The organism is Flavobacterium sp. LK-23 (assembly GCF_058135255.1).
In genome coordinates this window covers 110,994-135,279 of the sequence record NZ_JBYUVT010000014.1, presented here as the reverse complement: position 1 = coordinate 135,279, position 24,286 = coordinate 110,994, and the positions used below count along the sequence as shown (strand labels likewise).

Sequence of the window (24,286 nt, the reverse complement as noted above, 5' to 3'; positions counted from 1 at the left end):
ATGCGCAAAATAGGCAATTTATTGTTTAAATTATAAGTTTTTTAATTACATTATAAAAAACTTAACGCATCATCAAATGAATAAAATTAGCTAATGATCTAATTTTCAAATTGACACATTAAAACAGACACATTTTCTAATTAAAATATGAAATCACAAGACGTACGTAAACAATTTTTAGATTTTTTTGAGAGTAAAGGGCATACTATTGTTCCTTCGGCTCCTATTGTACTTAAAGACGATCCAACCTTAATGTTCAACAACTCGGGAATGGCCCAGTTTAAAGAATTTTTCTTAGGAAACGGAACTCCAAAAAGTCCAAGAATAGCCGATACGCAAAAATGTCTTCGTGTTTCAGGAAAACATAATGACCTTGAAGAGGTGGGTATTGATACCTACCACCACACTATGTTTGAAATGTTAGGAAACTGGTCTTTTGGTGACTACTTCAAAAAAGAAGCAATCAACTGGGCTTGGGAATTATTGACAGAAGTGTACAAGATCCCAAAAGAAAATCTTTATGTTTCTGTTTTTGAAGGAAGTAAAGAGGATAATGTTCCATTTGATCAAGAAGCTTGGGATATTTGGAAAACATTAATTGACGAGGATAGAATTATTCTTGGAAACAAAAAAGATAATTTCTGGGAAATGGGAGATCAAGGACCATGCGGACCTTGTTCTGAAATTCACGTTGATTTACGTTCTGCAGAAGAAAAAGCTTTAGTTTCTGGAAAAAGCTTGGTAAACAATGATCATCCGCAAGTTGTTGAAATCTGGAATAATGTCTTCATGGAATTCAACCGTAAAGCAGATGGTTCATTGGAAAAACTTCCGGCACAGCACGTTGATACCGGAATGGGATTTGAGCGTTTATGTATGGCTTTGCAAGGAAAAACATCAAACTATGATACTGATGTTTTCATGCCTTTGATTAGAGAAATCGAAACAATTACTGGAGCAAAATATACAACTAATGATGTAACAGGCATTAGTGAAGAACAAAATAAAATGAATATTGCCATTCGTGTAGTGGCAGATCACGTTCGTGCGGTAGCATTTGCTATTGCTGACGGTCAGTTGCCATCTAACACGGGAGCAGGATATGTAATTCGTAGAATTTTACGTCGTGCTATTCGTTACGGATTTACTTTCTTAAATACGAAAGAACCATTTATCTATAAATTGGTTGAAACTTTAAGCGAACAAATGGGAGAATCATTCCCAGAAATCAGAACGCAGAAAGCACTTTGTTCGAATGTAATTCGCGAGGAAGAAAACTCATTCTTAAAAACATTAGATCAAGGATTAGTTCTTTTAGATGCTGTAATTTCAAATAACAATACAGATACTGTTGATGGTAAAAAAGCATTTGAATTGTATGATACTTACGGATTCCCAATTGATTTAACAGCTTTGATTCTTTCTGAAAGAGGATTGAAATTAGACGAAGAAGGGTTTCAAGAACAATTACAATTGCAAAAAGAAAGATCTCGTGCAGCCTCTAAAGTAACTGCTGGTGACTGGAATGTGCTTGTAGAAGATGATATTCAGGAATTTGTTGGATATGACAGATTATCACAACAAGTTAAGATTACAAAATACCGTAGAGTTGAAAGCGTGAAAGATGGAGAAATTTTCCAATTGGTTTTCAATGCAACGCCATTTTATGGAGAAAGCGGAGGACAAACGGGAGATAAAGGATATTTAGAAGCTCAAAACGGAGATATCGTTTATATTATTGATACTAAAAAAGAAAATAACCAAACGATACATTTAGCAAAATCGTTACCAGAAAACCTTACGGGAACTTTTAACGCGGTTGTTGATGCTATTCAAAGAGCTAAAACTTCTTCAAATCACTCTGCTACGCACTTGTTACATCAAGCTTTACGTAAGATTTTAGGAACTCATATCGAGCAAAAAGGGTCGATGGTAAGAAATGCTTCATTGCGTTTTGACTTTTCTCATTTTGCTAAAGTTACAGATGAGGAATTATTAGAGGTTGAAAACTTTGTAAATGCAAGAATTCGTGAGAGTTTGCCGTTAATCGAGAAAAGAGCGATTCCAAAAGATCAAGCTCTTGAAGATGGTGCAATTGCTTTGTTTGGTGAAAAATATGGTGATTTAGTTCGTACTATTAAATTCGGAGATTCTGTCGAATTATGCGGAGGAACGCACGTTGCGAATACATCTGATATCTGGCACTTTAAAATTGTTTCTGAAGGAGCTGTTGCTGCTGGAATTAGAAGAATTGAAGCGATTACAAGTGAAGCTGCAAAAGAATATTTTGAGTCTCAAGCAATTTCTTTTGGAGAAATTAAAGAAGTGCTAAAAAATGCTCCAGATCCTGTAAAAGCGATTCAAGCATTACAAGACGAAAATGCTCAATTGAAAAAACAATTGGAAGTTTTATTGAAAGATAAAGCTAAAAATATGAAAGCTGATTTGGCTAAAGAATTACAAGAAATCAATGGAGTTCGATTCTTAGCTAAACAAGTAGATTTAAACCCAGAAGGTGCAAAAGATTTAGCTTACGAATTAGGTGGCTCTTATAACAACTTATTTGTAGTTTTAGCAACTGCTCACGAAGGAAAACCAATGTTAACTTGTTATGTTTCTAAAGAAATTGTAGCAGAGAAAAACTTAAACGCTGGACAAGTTGTTCGCGAATTAGGTAAATACATCCAAGGTGGAGGAGGAGGTCAGCCTTTCTTCGCAACTGCAGGAGGTAAAAATGTTGATGGAATTGCTGAGGCTTTAGCTAAAGCTGTGGATTTCGTGAAGTAAGTTTTTTTAATCTCGCAAAGACGCAGAGTCGCAAAGTTTAATTTTTTAAGCTTTGCGACTTTTTTTTTTAAGTTAATCTTTAAGATTTTTGTTTGTTAAGTTGAAGGTATTTTTAATCTCGCAAAGACGCAGAGTCGCAAAAGCTTTTAAATTTTATTTTTGTAAGTTTATACTTTAATTTTGTAAAAATGAATGAAAATGAAATTTCGGCTATTGTAGTTGATGTTTGCTATAAAATACATGTCAAATTAGGGCCAGGATTATTGGAATCAGTTTATGAAGCGATTTTGTTTCATGAATTAACAAAGAGAGGATTAAGTGTAGAGAGACAAAAAACGTTGCCTGTTATTTGGGATCAAATAAATCTGGATATTGGATTTAGAGCAGATTTAATTGTTGAAAATAAAGTAATTCTAGAGATTAAATCTATCGAACAATTGACGGATGTACATGCAAAACAAGTTCTCACATATCTCAAAATCACAAAAATGAAATTAGGTTTACTAATTAACTTTAATGTACCAATTATCAAATTTGGAATAAAAAGAGTAGTTTCTAATCTTTAGTAAAAGCACTTAAAAACTTAAATAAAAAAAGAGAGTCGCCAAGCTTAAAAAATTAAACTTTGCGACTCTGCGACTTTGCGAGATTCTTTATTCGCACCTACTTACGCTCTCCAATTTGTTGGCGCCACATAGCATAATACAATCCTTTCTCCACAATTAAATCTTCGTGTTTTCCTTGCTCGATGATTTTACCTTGCTCTAGAACAAAAATTCTATCAGCATGCATTACAGTTGATAAACGGTGTGCGATTAGTACTGTGATTCTGTTTTTATCTGAAATATTTCGTATCGTATCGTTGATTTCTTCCTCGGTAATCGAATCTAAAGCAGAAGTCGCTTCATCAAAAATCAATAAATTTGGATTTCTAAGAATTGCTCTGGCAATAGATAAACGCTGTTTTTCACCGCCTGACACTTTGATTCCGCCTTCTCCGATTGTAGTATTTAAACCATCTTCGGCGCGTCTCAGAAGTTTGTCACAGCTTGCGCGTTTTAAAGCGTCATAAAGTTCTTCGTCGGTTGCATTTGGCTTAACGAATAATAAGTTTTCGCGAATTGTTCCAGAGAATAATTGTGCATCTTGAGTCACGAAACCAAGTTGTTTTCTTAAATCTAGTAAATCAATTTCTGTAGAATCAATATCATTATATAAAACCTGACCTTCTTCTGGAGTATATAATCCAACTAATAATTTTACTAAAGTTGTTTTTCCAGATCCCGACGGCCCAACAAACGCAACGGTCTGACCTTGTTTGATTTCGAAATTGATATTTTCAACTGCTTTAAATTTGGCAGTTTTATGCTGAAAACTCACATTTTCGAAAAGCAGTTTCTGAATTGCACCAATATGTATAGGAGTTTTTGGGCGGAATTCTTTTGGAGCGTTCAGTAAGTTTTTGAAATTTTCCATTGAAACTTTTGTTTCGTTCAAAGCGATGATGAAGTTTCCTAATTCTTGTAAAGGACCAAAAATGAAGAAGGTAAAAAATACCATTGTCAATAAATCTCCAACGATAATTTTTCCTCCAAATAAGAAATAATACAAAGCAAAAACAACACAAGTTCTCAAGAAATGAACGGTTGTTCCTTGAATGAAACTTAAACTTCTAATAAATCTTATTTTTTGTAACTCTAGTTGAAGAATCTTAAAAGTATTTAAGTTTAAACGCTTTTCTTCCTGATACGTTAAGCCAAGACTCTTTACCAATTCGATGTTTCTTAAACTTTCGGTAGTAGAACCTGCTAACGCATTGGTTTGATTCACAATTTTTCGAGAAACAATTTTGATCTTTTTTCCTAAATACAAACTTACCAAAGCAATAATTGGAGCAGTAATTAAAAAGATAATTGAAATTCTCATATCAATTCGGGCTACATAAACGATTACGAAAATGAAACCAATAATAGTTTGGAAAATTAGAGAAATAGAAAGCGTGATCAGTTTTTCTGAATCGATTCTAACTTTTGTCAGTTTGCTTAAAGTTTCACCGCTTCGCTGATCTTCAAATTCTGCATAAGGAAGATCAAGAGATTTTTTGATTCCGTCGGTATACATTTGCGCACCAGTTCTCTGAATGACAACATTGGTAAAATAATCCTGAAAGTTTTTGGTAATTCTGGAAATCATAGCAGCACCAAGTGAAAGACCAAGCCAGAAAGCTAAAGATTTTATAAATCCGATTTCGTTCCCTTTGTATTTTGACAGACCGACGCCGCAGTCCTGCATTAATTTACCCGTAATTACAGAGTCTGATAAACTGAAACAAATGTTGATAGTGGCCATTATCAAAGCAAAAAACAAGAGCATTTTATGTTTGATAATATAAGTATATAATAATTTCATATAAGATTTTAAAAAAATGGAAGATGCAAAAGTAAGGAATTGTTTTAGTTTGTGAAGTTCATTTCTGTTATTAAAAATGTAATTTTTATAGTTTGATTCTGCAAAATTAAATTAAGGTTTCTCAATTATAGAACTTATTAAGCAAGAGGCGAGAGTAAAGAAGTTTTTGCTAATAGATATTTAACTTTTTGTTAGTTGTAAGATTATTATATATTTGATGAATAAATACCATAAACCATGAAAATAAAATTATTCTTTTTTAGTGCTTTTGCATTACTGTTATCATCGTGTTCAAGTGACGAAAATTCTCCTTCACAAGAAATTGATTCTACATTGCCAAAAACAATTTCTTATATTTATCCTTCTGTTTATCTTGGAACAAATAGCAAAGAAACTCTTACTTACAACGGCAATAAAATTGTCACTATTGTTCGTGAAGATTCAAAAACTGTATTTACATACAATGGAGATGTAATAATTAAAGAAGAAGTATTTGATATAGAAAATGGAAAAGAGATTAAAAATGAAGAAGTTTCGTATAGTTATGAAAATGGAAAATTAAAAACAAGGATTTTTAGAGAAAGTATAAGTGCTGAATATCCTGATGGTTATTTTATTGAGAAGGTGGTTTATACTCATAACTCTAACGGAACGGTTTCTTATATTAATTATGATGTTGAGAATATAAAGAAAACAGAAACTAAAAGTGCAGAGGGAACTTTAACTTATAAAGACGGAAACCTTATCAAAATAGAAGAAAAGTCTGGTTCATCAGCAACAATACTACTTTTTGAGTATGATTCTAAAAAGAACCCTCTAAACAACATACTAGGTTTCAATTTATTATTAAACGAAATTGATGGATTTGGTAATAATAATATTGTAAAAACTACGAAAACTACAACTGAATTTCCGAATCCATCTGTTTATGTAACTAGTTATATTTATAATGATGCTTCCTATCCAACAAGACATACTTCGTTTGATGGAGGAGGAAAAAATATTGAATATGAAATTGAATATGCATATTAATTTCAAGTGATTTTAAATATATAAAAGTCAAATACTTTTTGTATTTGACTTTTTTTATTTAAAAAATAAAAAGGAAGTTTATATTGTTTGTTATTAGTGTTTTAATAATTTTTTAATTGTAAAATATGCTTCGATGAGGAATCCCGTAAGGTTTTGATTTTTGATTGTACTAGGTTTGCACTAATAAGAATTTTAACCAAATCAACATGAAAAAACTATTATGCCTTTTTGGTGCTTTAGCACTAGTTTTGACATCGTGTTCAAGCGATGATTCATCAAGTTCTTCAGATCTTGTTTTACTTAAAAAAACTGTTATTACAAATCCAGATGGAGATAAAGCTACCATTAATTATAAGTACGACGGTAACAAAATAGTAAGTGCAACAGATGATACTGGATTTTTTAATCTGCATTATACTTATACAGGAGATTTAATTACAAAAATTGATTTCAAACTTCCTAATGGAAAATCAGAACAAGTAAATACTTTTACATACACTACTGATGGAAAGCTATCAACTTTTGTAAGAGTTGAATATGAATATGAGGAAGGATTAGCAGTATTAAGAGGATATAAAGAAGTTTATACGTATAATACAGATGGTACAATTTCGGTGAAAGGATATTCAGGAAATGATGTTTCCCAAACTATTTCTTCAGGTACAGCTACAATTAAATTTGTAAATGGTGAAGTAAGTGAAATTACAAGCACTAACTCACCAGATCATAAATACACTTACGATAATAAAAATAATGCGACTAAAAATATTTTAGGAATGGATAAAATTGCATTTGTTGATGGAGAAGCAAATGGAGTTAAATTCAATATCCTAACAGATACAGCAGATGGTGATTTATGGGGAAACAGCACTTTTACCTATAATGATCAAGGATACCCAACTAAAGAAGTTAATACAGGATCTGATAGTTTAGGTACCACTGAATATTTTTATTAAGAGCCAACTTTTTACCTATAGAGCCAGATTTATCTGGCTTTTTTTATTGCTAAAAATAATCGAAATTTGTTTAAAATGTTTAAGTCATGCAATTCAGAACACAAATCCCCATTTCAAAAAGTAATTCGCCAATCGATTATAATTCGAAAATACTTTCTATTGGTTCTTGTTTTGCAGAGAATATGGCGGAGAAATTCGATTATTTTAAATTTCAGAATGAAACCAATCCGTTTGGAATTATATTTAATTCGGTCTCTATAGAAAAATTATTTGAACGCGTTTGCAAAGAACAATGGTTTGAAGAAAAAGACGTTTTCTTTCATAATGAACGCTGGCATTCTTTTGAAGTGCATTCTGATTTAAGTAATACCGACCGACAAGAATTGCTTGAAACTTTAAACAAAGCGATTTTAGAAACGAACAAACAATTAAAAGAAGCAACTCATATTATCATCACTTTTGGAACTTCATGGATTTATAGAAATCTAGAAAAAGACGAAGTTGTTGCCAATTGTCACAAAGTACCTCAAAAACAATTTTCAAAGGAATTATTGTCTATTGAAGTAATTCAAAAAAGTATTCAAAATACAATTGAAGCCATTCAGGTTTTAAATCCAAATATAAATTTCATTTTCACTATTTCACCAGTTCGTCATATCAAAGATGGATTTGTAGAGAACCAATTAAGTAAATCCCATTTGTTTACAGCTTTGCATCAGGTTTTAAAAACTCATAATTCAAAACTCATAGCTCATAACTATTTTCCTTCTTATGAAATCATGATGGACGAACTTCGCGACTATCGTTTTTATAATGAAGATATGCTGCATCCCAATCAAATTGCGATCGATTATATCTGGAAGCTTTTCAGCGAAAATTACATTTCTCAGGAAAGTTTGACAACAATACAAGAAGTTGATGAAATCCAGAAAAGTCTTCGCCACAGAAGCTTTAATCCAGAATCTGAACAGCATCAAAAATTCTTGGCTAAACTCCAGCAGAAAATAAATCAATTAGGAGAAAAACTACCACATATTAAATTCTAATCGCAGAGATTGATTAAAACCAACAGTTTAGAAAGCAAAAAAAGCTCCACACTAACTGTTTTTTAGCCACTGATTAAAAAGATTTTAAGGATTTTTCAAAATAATGCAGTTTTTTTAATCTCTGTTAATTCGTGTAATCTGTGGCAAAAAAATAACTCAAAACTTTGCGTCTTCGCGCCTTCGTGGCAAAAACAACAATAAAATTTTAGAATAATTCCTCATAATTGTGTAAATTGTTAAGGTTTAAATTTTACATTTTTGTAAAATGTGTAACTCTGCTTTTTTCAGAAGCAATTTTAATCTAATCCGATTTTATTGAGGTATGAATAAGAAACCTGTTTATTTTCTTAAAAAAACACTTCGTATCCTTATGTGGTGCGTGGTTTCTGTAGTTGCACTTTTATTACTTCTGATCATTTTAATTCAAGTTCCTTCGGTTCAAAATTTCGTTAAGGATAAAGCGATAAACTATCTTCAGGGCAAGATAAAAACTAAAGTTTCCTTAGATCATATTTCGATAAAATTCCCCAAAGACGTAGTTCTGGAAGGTTTTTATTTTGAAGATCAAAAAAAAGATACTTTGTTGGCTGGTAATCGATTAGAAGTTGATGTTGACCTTTTTAAACTCGTTAGCAGTGAACTCGAAATCAATTCGGTTTCGCTTGAAAATGTAAAAGCCAATATTTCGAGAAACAAACAAGGAGTCTTCAATTTTGATTATATCATCAAAGCATTCGAATCAAAAGAACCAAAAGTTGAAGATCCTAATGCAAAGCCCTTTAAAATTTCGGTTGTAAAAGTAAATCTTGATCAGGTTAAATTTAATTTTAAGGATGATTTCGCTAAAAATGACATTCGCGTAAACCTGACTCATTTTGATACCAAATTCAAAAAATTTGATCTGGATCAGATGGATTTTAATATTCCGACAATCAATTTAAACGGATTGAAGGTGGTTTTAGATCAGGATGTAGTCGAAAAAATTGCTGAGGTTTCAGTAAAAACGGTTGATACAATTTCGAAGCGTCCAGATTTTAAATTGGCTTTAGATAAAATAACGTTGTCTAAAATCGATATTTTATACGATAATAAAGATTCAAAACTAAATTCTGGCATTCGTTTAGGAAACTTAAATTTAGCTGTAAACGAAATCGATCTAAACAAACAGTTTTTGGATTTTGATACTTTCGAAGTAAAAAATCTAAGCGGAAATCTGCGTTTGGGAGCACAAGATAAGCAAATTGATGCACCCGATTTAGATACCACAGCGATAAAACAAGCAGGCTGGAAAGTAAAATTGAACGAAACCAATCTAGAAAATATTGCTTTCAAGTTTGATGATATGCAGTCCAAACCTAAAACAAAAGGATTGGATTATGCGCATCTTGATTTGAGTAAATTTAATTTTAAAGCCGAGAAATTATATTACGGAAATGATACTATTTCTGGAAATATTAAGACATTGACTGTTAACGAAAAAAGCGGTTTGCAGATTCAGGCTTTCAAAACCGATTTCTTTTACGGTCCAAAAAATGCTTCTTTAGAGAATTTATATTTAAAAACGCCACAAACTCTTGTTCAAGATAAAGTTAAGGCGCAATATAAATCACTTGAATCGCTTCAGAAAGATTTAGGAAATCTGGCAATTGATGCTAATTTAAAACAATCAAAAATTGGTTTTAAAGACATTTTGCTGTTTGTTCCTGATTTGCAGAAAACAAATCCGTTTAAAAGCAATCCAAATGTGATTTTGCACGTAGACAGTCGCGTGAGCGGAAAAGTAAAAGATTTGACTATTTCGAAATTTGAAATGAGCGGAATAGGAACGACAAAAGTTTCGCTTTCTGGAAAAATAGCAGGGCTTCCGGATGCTCAAAAAGCGTATTATGATTTGAATATCAAGAAAATTTCGAGTACTTCAAAAGACATTAACCTGTTTGTGCCTGCGGGAACAATTCCGAAAAATATTCAACTTCCGTCACAGTTAAGTTTGCAAGGAAAATTTAAAGGTTCAGTTCAAAATTTTAAAACGAATCTGGCTTTAAATAGCAGTTTCGGAAATGCAAAAGTTGATGCATTATTCGATCAGCGTATTAAGAAAAGAGAAAAATATGATGCAAACGTTTCTCTGCAGGAATTCGATTTGGGGCGATTAATTAAAAACGACTCCATCGGAAAAATTACGCTTAAAGCGAAAGTAAAAGGAAACGGTTTAGATCCGAAAACGGCAAATGCTTTTGTTGATGGAATTGTTCAGAAAGCGGTCTTTAACAGATATACCTATAAAGATTTAACGCTGAAAGGAAATATCGAAAACGGTTCTTTTGCTGTAAAATCAGGAATGCAAGATCCTAATTTAAATTTCAATTTAACGGCTTCAGGCGATACAAAAGATAAATATCCAACCGTAAAACTGAAACTAAATTTGGATATTGCCGATTTAGAAAAGCTAAATCTGCATGCAGGACCAATGAAACTTCGCGGAAATGTTGATGCCGATATAACCAATAGCAATCCAGATTTTCTGAACGGCAAAGTATTTCTTTCGAACATTCAGATTTTGCAAGATGCCGAACCAATTGTTCTAGATTCAATTCGCGTTTTGGCTTTTGCAGACAAAGACAGCAATTCAATTAAAATTTCGTCTCAATTTTTAAAAGCCGAAGTAACGGGAAAATACAAACTCACGACACTGGCAAATTCGATTCAAAAATCATTGTCAAAATATATTGATCTTAAAAATCCAAAAGTTAACGCAGAATCAGATGAACAAAGATTAGCCTTTACTTTAAAAGTAGATAATGATCCAGTGCTTTTAAAATTATTGCCAAAATTAACGGGCTTAGAACCTTTTAGCATAACAGGAAATTATAATAATCAGACAGATTCTTTGACTGTAAAAGGAACCATTCCAAGAATTGTTTATGGAGGCAATACCATTTCGGACGGGAAAATAAACATCGAAGCCAAAGAAAATGCTTTAGAATATTCGATTTCTGTGGCAACAATTGAAAGCGGCTCGCTTAAAATTCCATTTACAAGTTTATCAGGAGATGTGCAGAATAATATTTTGACTTATGCTCTTGAAGTAAAAGATGCCAAAGACAAACAGCAATATTTTATAGCAGGTGAATTTAAGGCAGAAGACTCAAAGAACATTGTAAAATTGGATGCTGAAAACTTCATTTTAAATTATGATAAATGGAATGTAGATCCAGAAAACAGGATTGAGTTTGGAGAAAAAAGACTTTATGTCGATAAATTCAATTTGAATAATAACGGAAACGAGTTAAAAATTCAATCACAAGGAACAAAGGATAATGCGCCGTTGCAAGTCGATTTTGTGAATTTCAAAATCGAAACCATTATGAATATGGTTAAAAAAGACGAATTGCTGATGCAAGGGTTGATAAACGGAAATGCATTGGTTGAAAACGTGATGACAAACCCGACTTTTACTTCTGACTTAAAAATTGATGATTTTACTTTTAAAGGTTCAAAAGTTGGCGACTTAGAAATAAAAGTTGACAATAAAACGGCAAATACACTTGCTGCAAATGTAGCTTTAAGCGACGAAGGAAATGATTTGAAGCTAACAGGAGATTATTTGATGGATACTGGGAATTTTGATTTTGATGTGGCTATTAATAAGTTAAACATCAAAAGTATTCAAGGTTTCAGCATGGGGAATATTACTGAAGGACAAGGGTTTTTATCGGGAAATTTTAAGCTTACAGGAAACACTTCTGCTCCAAAAATTAATGGCGAATTGATTTTTAACGATGCTGGTTTTAGAGTAACACAGCTCAATTCGTACTTTAAAACTAAAAATGAGAAAATCACTTTCAGCAATGAAACAATCTCATTTGACAAGTTTTCTCTTTTTGATGAAAATGACAACGAATTGTATGTAAACGGAACTATTCAGTCTCCAGATTTTGTTAAGTACAATTTCAATTTGCTAGTTGAAGCAGACGATTTTAGAGCCATTCATTCAAAAGCAAAAGACAACGATTTGTTCTATGGAGATTTATTCTTAGATACCAAATTAAATATAAAAGGAAACTTGGATAGTCCGGTTGTTGACGGAACGCTTAAAATCAATAAAGAAACCAAATTTACGGTGGTAATGCCACAATCAGATCCTTCTATTGCAGATCGTGAGGGAATTGTAGAGTTTGTTGATGAAGACAATATGTACCTCAAACAAACAGTTGATCTTCAGAATAAATTAGATCAATCGGAACTGAAAGGAATGGATGTAAATGTTGCCATTACAATTGATAAAGAGGCCGAGTTGACACTGCTAATTGATAAAGCAAACGGAGATTATCTGAACTTGAAAGGGGAAGCGGAATTAGTAGGAGGAATTGATCAATCTGGAAAAACAACGCTAACAGGGAAATACGAGTTCTCGGATGGAGCTTATGAAATGAATTTTAATGGAATCAAAAGGAAATTTGATATTCAAAAAGGAAGTTACATTACCTGGAATGGCGAACCAACAATGGCAAACTTAAATATTACAGCAATTTATAATGTAAATGCAGCACCAATTGATTTGCTTGGAAATCAGTTGGCGGGAATGGAACCGGCTGTTCAAAATACCTATAAACAAAAGCTTCCTTTTCAAACTTTATTGAAAATGAATGGAGAATTGATGAAACCTGAAATTTCATTTGGAATTGTATTGCCAGAAGGAAATTATAATGTTTCTACAGATGTTGTTACAACGACGCAAAGTAAATTAAAGCAATTAGAACAAGATCCTGCAGAATTGAACAAACAGGTTTTTGCCCTTTTATTATTAAACCGTTTTGTAGGTGAAAATCCGTTTGCGAGTCAAAGTGGTGGTGTAAGCGCTGAAACAATGGCAAGACAAAGTGTGAGTAAAATACTTTCTCAACAATTGAATAATCTGGCAGGAGAATTAATTACAGGAGTTGAAGTCAATTTCGATTTAGAATCGTCTGAAGATTACACGTCTGGAACGATGCAAAATAGAACCGATTTGAATGTGGAGGTTTCTAAAAAACTGTTGGATGACAGATTAAAAGTAACGGTTGGAAGCAGTTTTGGAGTAGAAGGTGCAGAGCGCGCCAACGAAGAAAGCACCAATATTGCGGGTGATGTCGCTTTAGATTATCAATTGACAAAAGACGGCCGTTATATGGTTCGTGCCTACAGAAAAAATCAATATCAAGTGGCAGTTGAAGGGCAGGTTGTAGAAACAGGTGTTGCTTTTATTATCACGATGAGCTACAATAAATTTAGAGAACTTTTCCATCGTACTGAAAAAGAAAAAGAATTAATTAGAGAAGAAAAAATCCGCAAGGAAAAAGAAAAACAGAAAAAGAAAGAGCAGAAGGAAAAGGAAAAATTGCAAGAGAACGAAGACGAAAAAACAATTGAAGGAAATGAGCAAAAGACTTAATCATAGAAATATATATTTAAAGTATATCGCGCTGCTTTCCTTATTTTTTGCTTTAGGATGCAGTAACACAAAATATCTTCCAGAAGGTGATTTGCTTTATACTGGTGGTTCGGTGAAAGTGAAAGATTCTATCATGAAAAAGAAAGATAGAAAAGCGCTGCAAACCGAGTTGGAAGGTCTTCTTCGTCCAAAACCAAATAAAACGTTTTTAGGATTACGTCCAAAATTATGGTTTTATAATATTGCTGGTGAGCCTAAAAAAGAAAAAGGATTTAGATATTGGCTTCGAAATAAAGTTGGAGAAGAGCCAGTGCTTTTTAGTAAAGTCGATTTAGATTATAATGCTTCAGTGCTGCGAAATTTTACTGAAAATAGAGGCTACTTTAAAACTCGTGTCAGTGCCGATTCTACTGTAAGTAACAAAAGAGTAACGGCCGAATACACTGTTGTTCCGAAAAAGCAATATATTATTAAAAGCGTCACATTTCCAGATGACTCTTTAAAGATGTCAAAAATAATTGCCAGATCAAGCAGACGCAGTTTATTGAAAGTGGGAAAACCATATGATTTGGATGTAATAAAAGCAGAACGGGAACGTATTGATGCCAGACTGAAAGAAAAAGGGTATTACTATTTTAATCCTGATTATCTTTTGGCAAAAGTAGACAGCAGTAAAGGCGATCATGAAGTAAAAATCAGATTGGTTATTAAAGACGAAACTCCTGTAAAAGCATTAAGAGCTTATACTATAAATAACATTTTTGTCTATCCCAATTATTCTCTGGGAAATGACAGTATGGTTTACAGAAAAAAGAATATTACTCAGTATAAAGATTTTACCATTATTGATACGGCAGAAACTTTTAAACCAAGAGTTTACGACAGAACAATCTATTTTAAAAAAGGAGATTTATACAACCGAACCGATCATAATTTGACTTTGAATCGTTTCGTAAATTTGGGAACTTTCAGTTTTGTCAAAAATGAATTCAAGCCTTCAGATAGTATAGATAATGCTTTAGATTCGTATTATTATCTAACGCTTTTGCCTAAAAAGTTTATTCGTGTTGAAGTTATCGGAAAAACCAATTCAGCCAGTTATACCGGTACAGAATTAAATCTAAACTGGAACAACAGAAACTTTTTGCGTGGTGCAGAATTGTTTACCGCTTCGATTTTTGGTGGTGCCGATTTTCAGCTTGGAGGAGTAAATAAAGGAAAAAATATTTATAAGCTTGGAGGTGAAGTCAGCTTGACTTGGCCTAGATTTATTACCCCTTTTAATATTGAAGGAAATAGCGAATATGTGCCCAGAACCAAAGCTACTATTCGTTACGAATATCAAAAACGAACGCAGCTGTATGCCTTAAATTCTTTTAATACCTCATTTGGATATTTGTGGAAAGAAAACCTTCGTAAAGAACATCAGTTAAATATTGTAGATGTGACTTATGTGAGTCCGAATCATGTTACGCCAGAGTATTTGGAAGACATTAAAACTGATCCAGCATTAGGAAAAGTAATCGAAAAGCAGTTGATTTTTGGTCCAACTTACAATTATACCTATACCAATACGATGCAGAAGCGCCGAAAAAATACGATCTATTTTAATGGCGAATTGGATTTGGCGGGAAATCTTACCGGATTGATTACAGGGGCAGACTATCCAAATAAGGTTAAAACTATATTTGATGTTCCGTTTAGCCAATATGTAAAAATCAGATCCGATTTTAGGCATTATTTAAAACTCGGAAAAGAAAGCGAATTAGCCAGCAGATTGATTGTTGGAGCTGGATTTGCCTACGGGAATTCGAATACGCTTCCAGCATCCAAACAGTTTGTTGTAGGAGGAACTAATAGTATTCGAGCTTTTAGAGCACGAACTTTAGGGCCAGGAAGTTATGTTATTCCACCAACGACAAATGATAATTATACACCAGATCAATCCGCTGATTTAAAATTGGAATTTAATACCGAATATCGTGCAAAGCTTTTCAGTATTGTTAGAGGTGCGGTGTTTTTTGATGCTGGAAACATTTGGTTACTGCATGCCGACCCGAACAAACCTGGTGCAGAAATCTCAAAAGATTTTATGAAAGAAATTGCAATTGGAGCAGGAGCAGGTTTACGTTTCGATTTATCGTTTTTAGTTTTAAGAACAGATTTGGCCATTCCGCTTCGAAATCCTGCCTTGCCTGACGGACAAAGATGGGTAATTGACGATATTAATTTTGGAAGCAGTTCGTGGAGAAAAGATAATTTAATTTTGAATATTGCTATTGGATATCCTTTCTAAGTTTTTTTGCCATTTTTTTCGCCACGAATTCACGAATTTTCGCTAATCTACACGGATACTTATAATTGAATTTCACAAATTAAATTTGTGAAATGGAAAAAATTTATAGATAATGACATTAGCGAAAATTCGTGAATTCGTGGCAGAAAAAGAAACAATTTCGTGGCGGAAAAAAAGAAAAAATGAAGTAAATTGGTCTAAAATATTTTAGAGGAATGCAAAACTTGATTAAAAGAATTATAGGTGTTGGAGTTATTGTTTTAATAATTGTTCTGGGGTTTAAGTATTGCCAGTTCAAAAAAGAAGACGATTCAGATATTCAGTATAATACTAATTTAATTCAGCAGCAGATTCTTAACGTTGGGAAATTGGTTGTTACCGAAGGGCATTTTTCAGAAGTCATTACCTATAAAAATCAGCAGAAATATTTGATGGACATGATTTCCTTTGAGAAAAAAGCGCTTATTGTGGTCAATGCAAATGTGACCGTTGCTTACGATTTGCATCAGATGAAATATGATATTGATGAGAAAAACAAAACCATTACGATTTTAAACATTCCAAAAGAAGAAATTACCATAAACCCAGATATTCAGTTTTATGATGTCGAACAAAGTAAACTAAATCCTTTTACAGGCGACGATTACAATAAAATCAACAAATCTGTAAAAGCCAATCTGGCTAAGAAAATCGAAAAATCTACCCTAAAAACCAACGCCCAAAACCGATTAATAAGCGAATTATCTAAGATTTTAATCATGACGAATTCAATGGGCTGGAAACTGCAATACAACGGAAAAACTATCGAGTCTGAAACGGAGTTGACTCAGGATTTGAATTCAAAGTTGTAAAAAAGAATCTCGCAAAGTTGCAAAGAATTTTTGCCACAGATTAAAGGATTAAAATGATTGAATGCCAAATTCGTGGATAGTTTTCATAAACAGAATTTCCACAATCTTGTTATTTCGACGAAGGAGACTCGAGCGATAGCGAACAGGCGAAGCAAATCTCCACGAAAAGCTCGACAAAGATTGGTTTTTCGTTACGGAGTTACTTGCGGAGATTTCTCCTTCGTCGAAATGACAAATATTATGTTATTTACTTAATAAAAAACTTCGCGTCTTAGTGCCTTTGTGGCAAATTATCAAAAATCAAATCCAATCCACCAGAAATTAAATGTGCAATTTCAGGACGTCTTTCTTTCAATTGATCCAGATATACTAAAACTTCCTGTAAAAGCTGTTTCTCGTCCGAATCTTTCAAAAGCTCGGCAATTTCGATATTTAACAGCCAGTCATTTGAATGATTGCTTTTGACTTTTTCAAAAACCGATTTCAATTCCGATTTAGAGTCTTTATTATTTCTTATGTTTCTAACTGTAGCATATAAAACTTCCAATTCATCACGCTCGTCAGTATGTTTTGCTTTGATTGTTTTTGTTGAAGGAACAATATTAATTAAATCAAAACTATTCACATCGGCAGGGCCAGAGAATGCAGAAATCACTTTTTTGCCAATTGCCATATCGTAATTGCCCCATTCAGGCTGAAACAAAATAGTTTCTCCGTGAGTAACGGTACAATTTTTAAAACTAATTAGAATGATTTCTCCATGTAAGTTTCGAGACCCTGTAATGATTTCGCCCTCCACAATAATATTGCCTTCAAATTCCAGTTTTACAGTTTCGTTTTCTACAATACTGTAAGCTTGTAAATCCTTCGGACTCATATCTTCAATCGCCAGGTTAAAACCTTTCAGTTTCCCGATCGGACTTCCAAATCCATGAGGATGCGTTAAAGTTCCGTGACCAACTAATTCTTTTTCGCGGTAAGAAAGAGCTGTTTTTCCAGTAGTCTGAATGTAAACTGGTTTTCCTTCTTCTTCAATTACATTGGTAAAAACTCCAGAAATTTGTAAACCTGTACTTAATTCGATTGTTCCTAAAGCATTCGATTGAATCAGTTTCTGGATACCCGACAAACCTCCAGTTCGTAAAGCCATTTTATTAGCAAATTCTTCCAAAATCAAACTCAAATAAGAGAAATTTGGTGTTACATAAAGCTGAGGTTGCAATTGTGTAATATCAAAATTCTGATTGGCTGCAGAAATATCATAAGGGATTTTCTTCACATTATCAGTCATGCACCAAGCGCTTTCTCCAATAGAAGAAAGTAATCCTGCACCATATATTTTCGGATTTTCAACTGTTCCAATCAAACCGTATTCAACTGTCCACCAATGTAAGTTTCGAATTTGAGCCATTTCAGATAATTCGCCCATGTTGTTTTGCAAGTCAGCAACCGCTTTTTCGGCTTCATCGATTTTTTCTTGTGGCGTATCTTCTGCTTCTTTTAAAATAGAAAGCAGGCGAATTGCTTCATACATTTGATAATCTTTATGAGAAGAAATCGCTTTACAGCCAATTTCGCCAAAACGTCTTAAATATTCGGCATATTCTGGATTGGCAATAATGGGAGCGTGACCTGCACCTTCGTGAATGATGTCTGGAGCAGGAGTATATTCAATATGTTCTAATTGTCTAATGTCTGAAGCAATAACCAAAACGTTATAGGCTTGAAATTCCATAAAAGCATTTGGCGGAATAAAGCCATCAACAGCAACCGCCGCCCACCCAATTTCACTTAGAATTCGGTTCATGCCGTACATGCTCGGAATAGAATCAATTTCGATTCCTGTTTTGCGTAAACCTTCTAGATAAGAATGATGTGCAACTTTAGAAAGATAATCTACATTTTTGCGCATAACATATCGCCAAACCGCTTGATTGATAGGAGTGTAGTCACTATAATCTTGAGGTTTAATAAATTGCTGTAAATGCTTTGGCAATCTCTCTAATAACGGATTGGTTTCAATATTTGGATTCATTTCGAAAACGTTGTAGATTAAAATGTAAAATTACGAATTTAAGACTCGATTTTTTATCATCCATCGCAAAATTTTTATTCGAAATTGACTTTTATTGCATTTTTGTAGATTTTTAAAGAGCTGAAATAAATGCGATTTTAGCAGTCGTTATTATCGAAACTTACTCTTTCCATCGTTTGTTGATAGTTTTCAATCTCTTTTTTGGTCATTGGAGTTTCTTTTACCTCTACTTTCAATTGTTTTTTAGCATCAGGGCTAATCCATAAACCAGTGAAAGTATTGCCGCTTTTCTGTAAAATTAAAACACCACTGAAATTGTGTTCAACCATAACAAACTCATTTTCTTTCTTTTTGTTTTGAGTAGGATAAATTTGAATCCAATTTTTTGATTTATTGTAGCGATACATTGCTGCATAGCTTAAATCGGCATTACATTGATTTTCTGATGTCTGAATGTAAAGTGTAATCGGGGTTTTTCCGTCGACAGTTCCTTTGTATAAATTAGAAGCTGGTGTTTGTGCTGATAATTGGTTTAAAAATGAGAAACAGATTGCAATAAAGAAAATAACTTTTTTCATAAATAAAAGAATGTAGATTTGGGTTTAATTCATTTTATCAAATATAAAGTTCTGCTTTTTAATTGAAAGAAATTTTTTAAGATTTTTTTATTGCATTTCTCATTTCATTTTCTGCATTTCTAAAATACTCAATTTTATGGCTAAACATAAAAGCCATATTCGTAGCGCGCATTTTGGCTTCTTCGGTTATTGGTCCTGCAAATTGCGAATCGATTGTCGAATTAAAAATAGCGATCCAACGGTCAAAGTGCGTTTTGTCTACTGGTAACTGTTTATGTGGAGGAAAAGGCGTTCCAGAATAAGCGCGAACATCAAATAAAATCGTCTGCCAAAAATTGTACATTTTTTGCAGATGCGGTTCCCAACGATCTTGTAGTTTATCATTAAATATCTGCCCGATTAAATCGTCCTTTCTAACATTTGCATAAAAGCTATTAACCATTTGCTGAATGTCTTCTATTGTCGAAATATCTTTTAAAGCTGTCATTTTTTAAGTTTTAAAGTAAATGCAAAAATACGATAACTTCTTTTTTGTTTTCTGACATTTATCATTTTAGACAAGATTATCCAATCAATTGTGTAAACAAATCTTGATTATCGTTCAAGTATTGAAACTCAAAACCATTTTCGGTCATTTTTATTTTAATAGGCATAATGTCATTTTTGTTTTTCAATTCTAAACCAACGACAACAGAACCAACTTCTCGACTGTTTTTCTTAGCAAACTGAAAATACGTGATGTCGTCATCAGGCCCTAAAATATTATTGACAAATTCTTTTAAAGCCCCTGGACGCTGTGGAAACTGAATCATAAAATAATGCATCAAACCTTCATAAAGTAGAGAGCGCTCTTTTATTTCGGCAGTTCTTTCAATGTCATTATTGCTTCCGCTTACAATACAAACTACATTTTTACCTTTAATTTTAGCTGCATAAAAATCTAAAGCTGCAATTGTTAATGCTCCTGCTGGTTCAACAACCATTGCTTCTTCATTATACAATCTTAAAATTGTAGTGCAGACTTTTCCTTCGGGAACCAAAATTATATCTTCCAGATTATAACGGCAGATTTCAAAAGTTTTATCCCCAACTTGTTTTACAGCAGCTCCATCTACAAATTTGTCAATTGTTTTTAGTGGTGTATTTTTGTTTTCTTCAATCGAAGTTTTCATTGAAGGCGCACCTTTTGGTTCGACTCCAATTATTTTGGTATGCGGACTCAAATGCTTGAAAACCTCAGATAGACCAGAAGCCAGTCCGCCGCCGCCAATTGGAACAAAAACATAATCGATAGGTTCTTTACAGCTTTCTAAGATTTCTAACCCTACGGTTCCCTGTCCAGCAATTACTTTTTCATCATCAAAAGGATGAATAAATGTTTTATGATTTTTGATCGCATCAGCAGTTGCAGAAGCATAAGCGTCATCAAAAGTATCGCCAGTTAAAACAATTTCAACAAACGATTTTCCGAACAATTGAACTTGTTTTACTTTTTGTTTTGGAGTTGTTTTTGGCATGTAAATTTTGCCTTGAATCTTTAAAAGATTGCAAGAATAAGCAACACCTTGAGCATGATTTCCGGCACTGGCGCAAACAATTCCGTTTGCTTTTTCTTTTTCATTTAATGAAGAAATCTTATTGTAAGCGCCCCGAATTTTATAAGAACGAACAATTTGCAAATCTTCTCTTTTTAATAAAATAGTAGATTCAAATTCGTCTGAAAGATTCAAATTTTGGGTTAGAGGCGTTGCGGCAACTACATTTTCAAGCTGCTTTTGGGCATTAAGTACTTCGTTAAATAAACTCATGAGAATTTGTTTTTTTGCCACGAATTCACGAATTATTTTTGATAATCTTTGAACATATAAATTCGTGAATTCGTGGCTGTTTAAAATTATTTTTAAAATAAAAAAACCTCCCAATTGGGAGGTTTCTATAAATTATATTTTACAAACTTATATAACACCTCGCCATTACTGCTGAATTGCAATAATGCTAATAATAGCGATAATAATGTTGTTAAAGTTTTTCATTTTTTTAGCTGATTGAGTAGCAAATGTATTAATTATTTCTGAAAAGTTCGAAACTATTTAAAGTTTTATAAAAACTGAAAACTGCCAATTGGGAATGAAAACTATTTTTTAACTGGCGGATATTGAGCTAAAATTTTGCCTACAAATTCAGCAATTTTTTCATCTTTTTTATCGATGTTTCTTGTCAGAGTTCCAACACCTTCACCTTGCCAGATCATTTCTTTCTTTTTAGCATCGATCAAATCAATGTACAAAGTGCCCTCAGTAGAAGTTGAAACAGTAGTTTGATTTCCATACATCATATAAGGATTCCAACCCCAGCCCCAGCCGTAACCCCAGCCAGCACTAAATTGGTTTACATCTACTTGCTCTCTTGATTTTGTAAAAATATTGATCAGTAAATCTGGATTGTCGCTTTTGGTAAACCCTTTAGCCTGCATTTGATCATCAATAGCGCGTAGAATTCTTCTTTTGTCTAAATCTGATATTTCAACCTTGTCAATTCCGGGCTTAAAATAGGCGTACGTTTTATAAGGCGCAAAATCGACAGTTTTGTCATAATCAGAATAAACAGTCACACTGCTACATGAAGTAAGGATCAAAAGCAGGAAAAACGGAATTAACTTTAGTGTTTTCATATATTCAAAAATTAAATGTTCTTTTTTTAAGTCTGTTAGGCTGAGCGGAATCGAAGCCTTTTCGTTATTGTAAGACTTCCGAATCATCGCGATGCTCATGATGACATTACGTTATTTTAAAGCAAACTTTCGTCAACTAAATTGGGTAAAGTCACTTTTAATAAAGGCTCAACTTCCATGGCTCTTTTTATGGCAAAAACAGCACCTTCATTTCGAGCCCAGCTTCTTCTTGAAATTCCGTTGTTAACATCCCAGAAAAGCATTGATGCTAAACGTTTTGAAGCCTCTGTAGAACCATCAAGAACCATACCAAATCCGCCGTTTATAACCTCGCCCCAGCCAACTCCGCCTCCATTATGAATAGAAACCCAAGTTGCTCCTCTAAAGCTGTCTCCAATTACGTTATGAATTGCCATATCGGCTGTAAATCGAGATCCGTCGTAGATGTTTGAAGTTTCTCTATAAGGAGAATCAGTTCCTGAAACATCGTGATGATCGCGTCCTAAAACAACCGCGCCAATTTCACCTTTTGCAATTGCCTGATTAAAAGCTTCGGCAATTTTAATTCTGCCTTCAGCGTCAGCATACAAGATTCGAGCTTGTGAACCTACAACCAATTTATTTTCCTGTGCGCCTTTAATCCATTTAATATTATCCTGCATTTGCTGCTGAATTTCATTTGGAGCAGTTTCAGCCATTTTTTCCAAAACTTCGCAAGCAATCGCATCTGTTTTTAATAAATCTTCAGGTTTCCCTGAAGTGCAAACCCAACGGAAAGGACCAAATCCATAATCAAAACACATTGGGCCCATAATATCCTGAACGTAACTTGGATATTTAAAATCGATATTGTTTTCGGCCATTATATCGGCTCCTGCACGGGAAGCTTCTAATAAAAAGGCATTTCCGTAATCAAAAAAGTAAGTTCCTTTTGCGGTGTGTTTGTTAATAGCATCTGCGTGACGGCGTAAGGTTTCCTGAACTTTTTCTTTAAATAATTCCGGATTATTGGCCATCAAATCATTTGCTTCTTCAAAAGAAATTCCAACCGGATAATAACCTCCAGCCCAAGGATTATGAAGCGAAGTCTGGTCTGAACCTAAATCGATCTTGATATTTTCCTCATCGAAACGCTCCCAAACGTCCACGACATTTCCTAAATAAGCAATGGAAACGGTTTCTTTATTCGCTTTCGCTAAAGTTACTCTGGCAACCAATTCGTCAGTTGAAGTTACCACTTCATTAATCCATCCTTGTTCGTGACGGATTTTAGTAATTTTCGGATTTACCTCAGCACAAACCGTAATGCAACCTGCAATATTTCCTGCTTTTGGCTGTGCACCCGACATCCCGCCAAGACCAGAAGTTACAAATAAACTTCCTTCAGGATTTTGTTTTATTTTTCTAAAACCATTTAAAACCGTAATTGTCGTTCCGTGTACAATTCCTTGAGGGCCAATGTACATATAACTTCCAGCCGTCATTTGTCCGTATTGAGAAACTCCTAACGCATTCATTTTTTCCCAATCGTCAGGTTTCGAGTAATTCGGGATAACCATTCCGTTGGTAACCACAACTCTTGGCGCTTCTTTATGCGAAGGAAACAATCCCATTGGATGTCCTGAATACATGGTTAAAGTCTGCTCATCTGTCATTTCAGACAAATATTGCATCGTCAATAAATACTGCGCCCAGTTTTGAAAAACGGCTCCGTTTCCTCCATACGTAATCAATTCATGCGGATGTTGCGCCACAGCATAATCCAAATTGTTCTGAATCATGTGCATAATCGCTTTTGCCTGTAAAGATTTTCCAGGATATTCGTCAATTGGTCTTGCATACATTTTGTAATCTGGACGAAGACGATACATATAAATACGGCCGTATTTTTCTAATTCTTCTGAGAATTCAGGAAGTAATTCGGCGTGATGTTTTGGATCAAAATAACGTAAAGCATTTTTCAGCGCCAGCTTTTTTTCTTCTGCCGAAAGAATTTCTTTTCGTTTCGGAGCATGATTAATTGCTGGATCGTAAGCCTGCTTTGCTGGTAATATAGAAGGTATTCCTTGTTGTATTTGTTCTTTGAAAGTCATTTTTTTAAGATTCTAAGATGCTGAGATTCTAAGTTACTAAGATATTGAGCTTAGATTAACATCAGATTAATTTTTGTTTTTTTAATTATGTCGCCCCT

The 24,286-nt window shown here is 33.5% G+C and carries 15 protein-coding genes; 8 read left to right on the top strand and 7 right to left on the bottom strand.

Annotated features, from left to right (window positions below; all coding sequences use genetic code 11):
* Positions 1-147 precede the first annotated feature (147 nt).
* Entirely contained in the window at positions 148-2,787 is a 2,640-nt protein-coding gene (alaS, locus tag AC3Y25_RS18445) for an alanine--tRNA ligase (protein WP_489903748.1), read from the top strand.
* Between the two features lie 188 nt (positions 2,788-2,975).
* Positions 2,976-3,353, top strand: coding sequence for a GxxExxY protein (locus AC3Y25_RS18440; RefSeq protein WP_379799065.1), 378 nt, complete (start codon positions 2,976-2,978; stop codon positions 3,351-3,353).
* A gap of 97 nt (positions 3,354-3,450) precedes the next feature.
* Here AC3Y25_RS18440 and AC3Y25_RS18435 read toward each other — a convergent pair whose 3' ends face one another.
* The gene (locus tag AC3Y25_RS18435; protein WP_489903747.1) at positions 3,451-5,196 is read right to left on the bottom strand and encodes an ABC transporter ATP-binding protein; all 1,746 of its coding nucleotides are present in this window, start codon (positions 5,194-5,196) and stop codon (positions 3,451-3,453) included.
* Between the two features lie 237 nt (positions 5,197-5,433).
* Between AC3Y25_RS18435 and AC3Y25_RS18430 the strand changes: the two genes are divergently transcribed.
* From AC3Y25_RS18430 to AC3Y25_RS18405, 6 genes are all read left to right on the top strand, one after another.
* Positions 5,434-6,228 (top strand): hypothetical protein, encoded by a 795-nt coding sequence (locus tag AC3Y25_RS18430; protein ID WP_489903746.1) that lies wholly within the window; start codon positions 5,434-5,436, stop codon positions 6,226-6,228.
* A gap of 206 nt (positions 6,229-6,434) precedes the next feature.
* The gene (locus AC3Y25_RS18425) at positions 6,435-7,184 is read left to right on the top strand and encodes a hypothetical protein (protein WP_489903745.1); all 750 of its coding nucleotides are present in this window, start codon (positions 6,435-6,437) and stop codon (positions 7,182-7,184) included.
* A gap of 86 nt (positions 7,185-7,270) precedes the next feature.
* Positions 7,271-8,230 (top strand): GSCFA domain-containing protein, encoded by a 960-nt coding sequence (locus tag AC3Y25_RS18420; RefSeq protein WP_489903744.1) that lies wholly within the window; start codon positions 7,271-7,273, stop codon positions 8,228-8,230.
* A gap of 322 nt (positions 8,231-8,552) precedes the next feature.
* The gene (locus AC3Y25_RS18415) at positions 8,553-13,664 is read left to right on the top strand and encodes a translocation/assembly module TamB domain-containing protein (protein ID WP_489903743.1); all 5,112 of its coding nucleotides are present in this window, start codon (positions 8,553-8,555) and stop codon (positions 13,662-13,664) included.
* Positions 13,648-15,960, top strand: a complete 2,313-nt coding sequence (gene tamL, locus AC3Y25_RS18410; RefSeq protein WP_489903742.1) for a translocation and assembly module lipoprotein TamL — start codon at positions 13,648-13,650, stop codon at positions 15,958-15,960. Before AC3Y25_RS18415 ends, tamL begins: the two co-directional genes overlap by 17 nt.
* A 215-nt stretch (positions 15,961-16,175) precedes the next feature.
* Complete coding sequence (locus AC3Y25_RS18405; protein WP_379799084.1) at positions 16,176-16,811, top strand: DUF4230 domain-containing protein; 636 nt, start codon at positions 16,176-16,178, stop codon at positions 16,809-16,811.
* 271 nt (positions 16,812-17,082) lie between these two features.
* Here the strand turns inward: AC3Y25_RS18405 and AC3Y25_RS18400 are convergent, their stop codons facing one another.
* From AC3Y25_RS18400 to hutU, 6 genes are all read right to left on the bottom strand, one after another.
* The gene (locus tag AC3Y25_RS18400; RefSeq protein WP_489903741.1) at positions 17,083-18,846 is read right to left on the bottom strand and encodes an aromatic amino acid hydroxylase; all 1,764 of its coding nucleotides are present in this window, start codon (positions 18,844-18,846) and stop codon (positions 17,083-17,085) included.
* A 137-nt stretch (positions 18,847-18,983) separates the two neighbouring features.
* On the bottom strand, positions 18,984-19,424 hold the full coding sequence (locus AC3Y25_RS18395) for a hypothetical protein (protein ID WP_095928724.1): 441 nt from the start codon (positions 19,422-19,424) through the stop codon (positions 18,984-18,986).
* 76 nt (positions 19,425-19,500) lie between these two features.
* Positions 19,501-19,911 carry a group III truncated hemoglobin gene (locus AC3Y25_RS18390; protein ID WP_489903740.1) on the bottom strand — a complete coding sequence of 137 codons (411 nt, stop codon included), beginning with the start codon at positions 19,909-19,911 and terminating at the stop codon, positions 19,501-19,503.
* Between the two features lie 76 nt (positions 19,912-19,987).
* Positions 19,988-21,232, bottom strand: coding sequence for a threonine ammonia-lyase IlvA (gene ilvA, locus AC3Y25_RS18385; protein ID WP_489903739.1), 1,245 nt, complete (start codon positions 21,230-21,232; stop codon positions 19,988-19,990).
* A gap of 326 nt (positions 21,233-21,558) precedes the next feature.
* Positions 21,559-22,095 (bottom strand): DUF4136 domain-containing protein, encoded by a 537-nt coding sequence (locus AC3Y25_RS18380; RefSeq protein ID WP_489903738.1) that lies wholly within the window; start codon positions 22,093-22,095, stop codon positions 21,559-21,561.
* Positions 22,096-22,211: 116 nt separating this feature from the next.
* Entirely contained in the window at positions 22,212-24,188 is a 1,977-nt protein-coding gene (gene hutU, locus AC3Y25_RS18375; RefSeq protein ID WP_489903737.1) for a urocanate hydratase, read from the bottom strand.
* Between the last annotated feature and the right edge of the window lie 98 nt (positions 24,189-24,286).

What these genes read in the sequence shown, in the direction of transcription:
- AC3Y25_RS18420 (WP_489903744.1), top strand. Translation starts at nt 7,271, where the DNA reads ATGCAATTCAGAACACAAATCCCCATTTCAAAAAGTAATTCGCCAATC.
- hutU (WP_489903737.1), bottom strand. Translation starts at nt 24,188, where the DNA reads ATGACTTTCAAAGAACAAATACAACAAGGAATACCTTCTATATTACCA.
- AC3Y25_RS18425 (WP_489903745.1), top strand. Translation starts at nt 6,435, where the DNA reads ATGAAAAAACTATTATGCCTTTTTGGTGCTTTAGCACTAGTTTTGACA.
- AC3Y25_RS18435 (WP_489903747.1), bottom strand. Translation starts at nt 5,196, where the DNA reads ATGAAATTATTATATACTTATATTATCAAACATAAAATGCTCTTGTTT.
- AC3Y25_RS18405 (WP_379799084.1), top strand. Translation starts at nt 16,176, where the DNA reads ATGCAAAACTTGATTAAAAGAATTATAGGTGTTGGAGTTATTGTTTTA.
- AC3Y25_RS18400 (WP_489903741.1), bottom strand. Translation starts at nt 18,846, where the DNA reads ATGAATCCAAATATTGAAACCAATCCGTTATTAGAGAGATTGCCAAAG.
- ilvA (WP_489903739.1), bottom strand. Translation starts at nt 21,232, where the DNA reads ATGAGTTTATTTAACGAAGTACTTAATGCCCAAAAGCAGCTTGAAAAT.
- alaS (WP_489903748.1), top strand. Translation starts at nt 148, where the DNA reads ATGAAATCACAAGACGTACGTAAACAATTTTTAGATTTTTTTGAGAGT.
- AC3Y25_RS18430 (WP_489903746.1), top strand. Translation starts at nt 5,434, where the DNA reads ATGAAAATAAAATTATTCTTTTTTAGTGCTTTTGCATTACTGTTATCA.
- AC3Y25_RS18440 (WP_379799065.1), top strand. Translation starts at nt 2,976, where the DNA reads ATGAATGAAAATGAAATTTCGGCTATTGTAGTTGATGTTTGCTATAAA.
- AC3Y25_RS18380 (WP_489903738.1), bottom strand. Translation starts at nt 22,095, where the DNA reads ATGAAAACACTAAAGTTAATTCCGTTTTTCCTGCTTTTGATCCTTACT.
- AC3Y25_RS18415 (WP_489903743.1), top strand. Translation starts at nt 8,553, where the DNA reads ATGAATAAGAAACCTGTTTATTTTCTTAAAAAAACACTTCGTATCCTT.
- tamL (WP_489903742.1), top strand. Translation starts at nt 13,648, where the DNA reads ATGAGCAAAAGACTTAATCATAGAAATATATATTTAAAGTATATCGCG.
- AC3Y25_RS18395 (WP_095928724.1), bottom strand. Translation starts at nt 19,424, where the DNA reads ATGAAAAAAGTTATTTTCTTTATTGCAATCTGTTTCTCATTTTTAAAC.
- AC3Y25_RS18390 (WP_489903740.1), bottom strand. Translation starts at nt 19,911, where the DNA reads ATGACAGCTTTAAAAGATATTTCGACAATAGAAGACATTCAGCAAATG.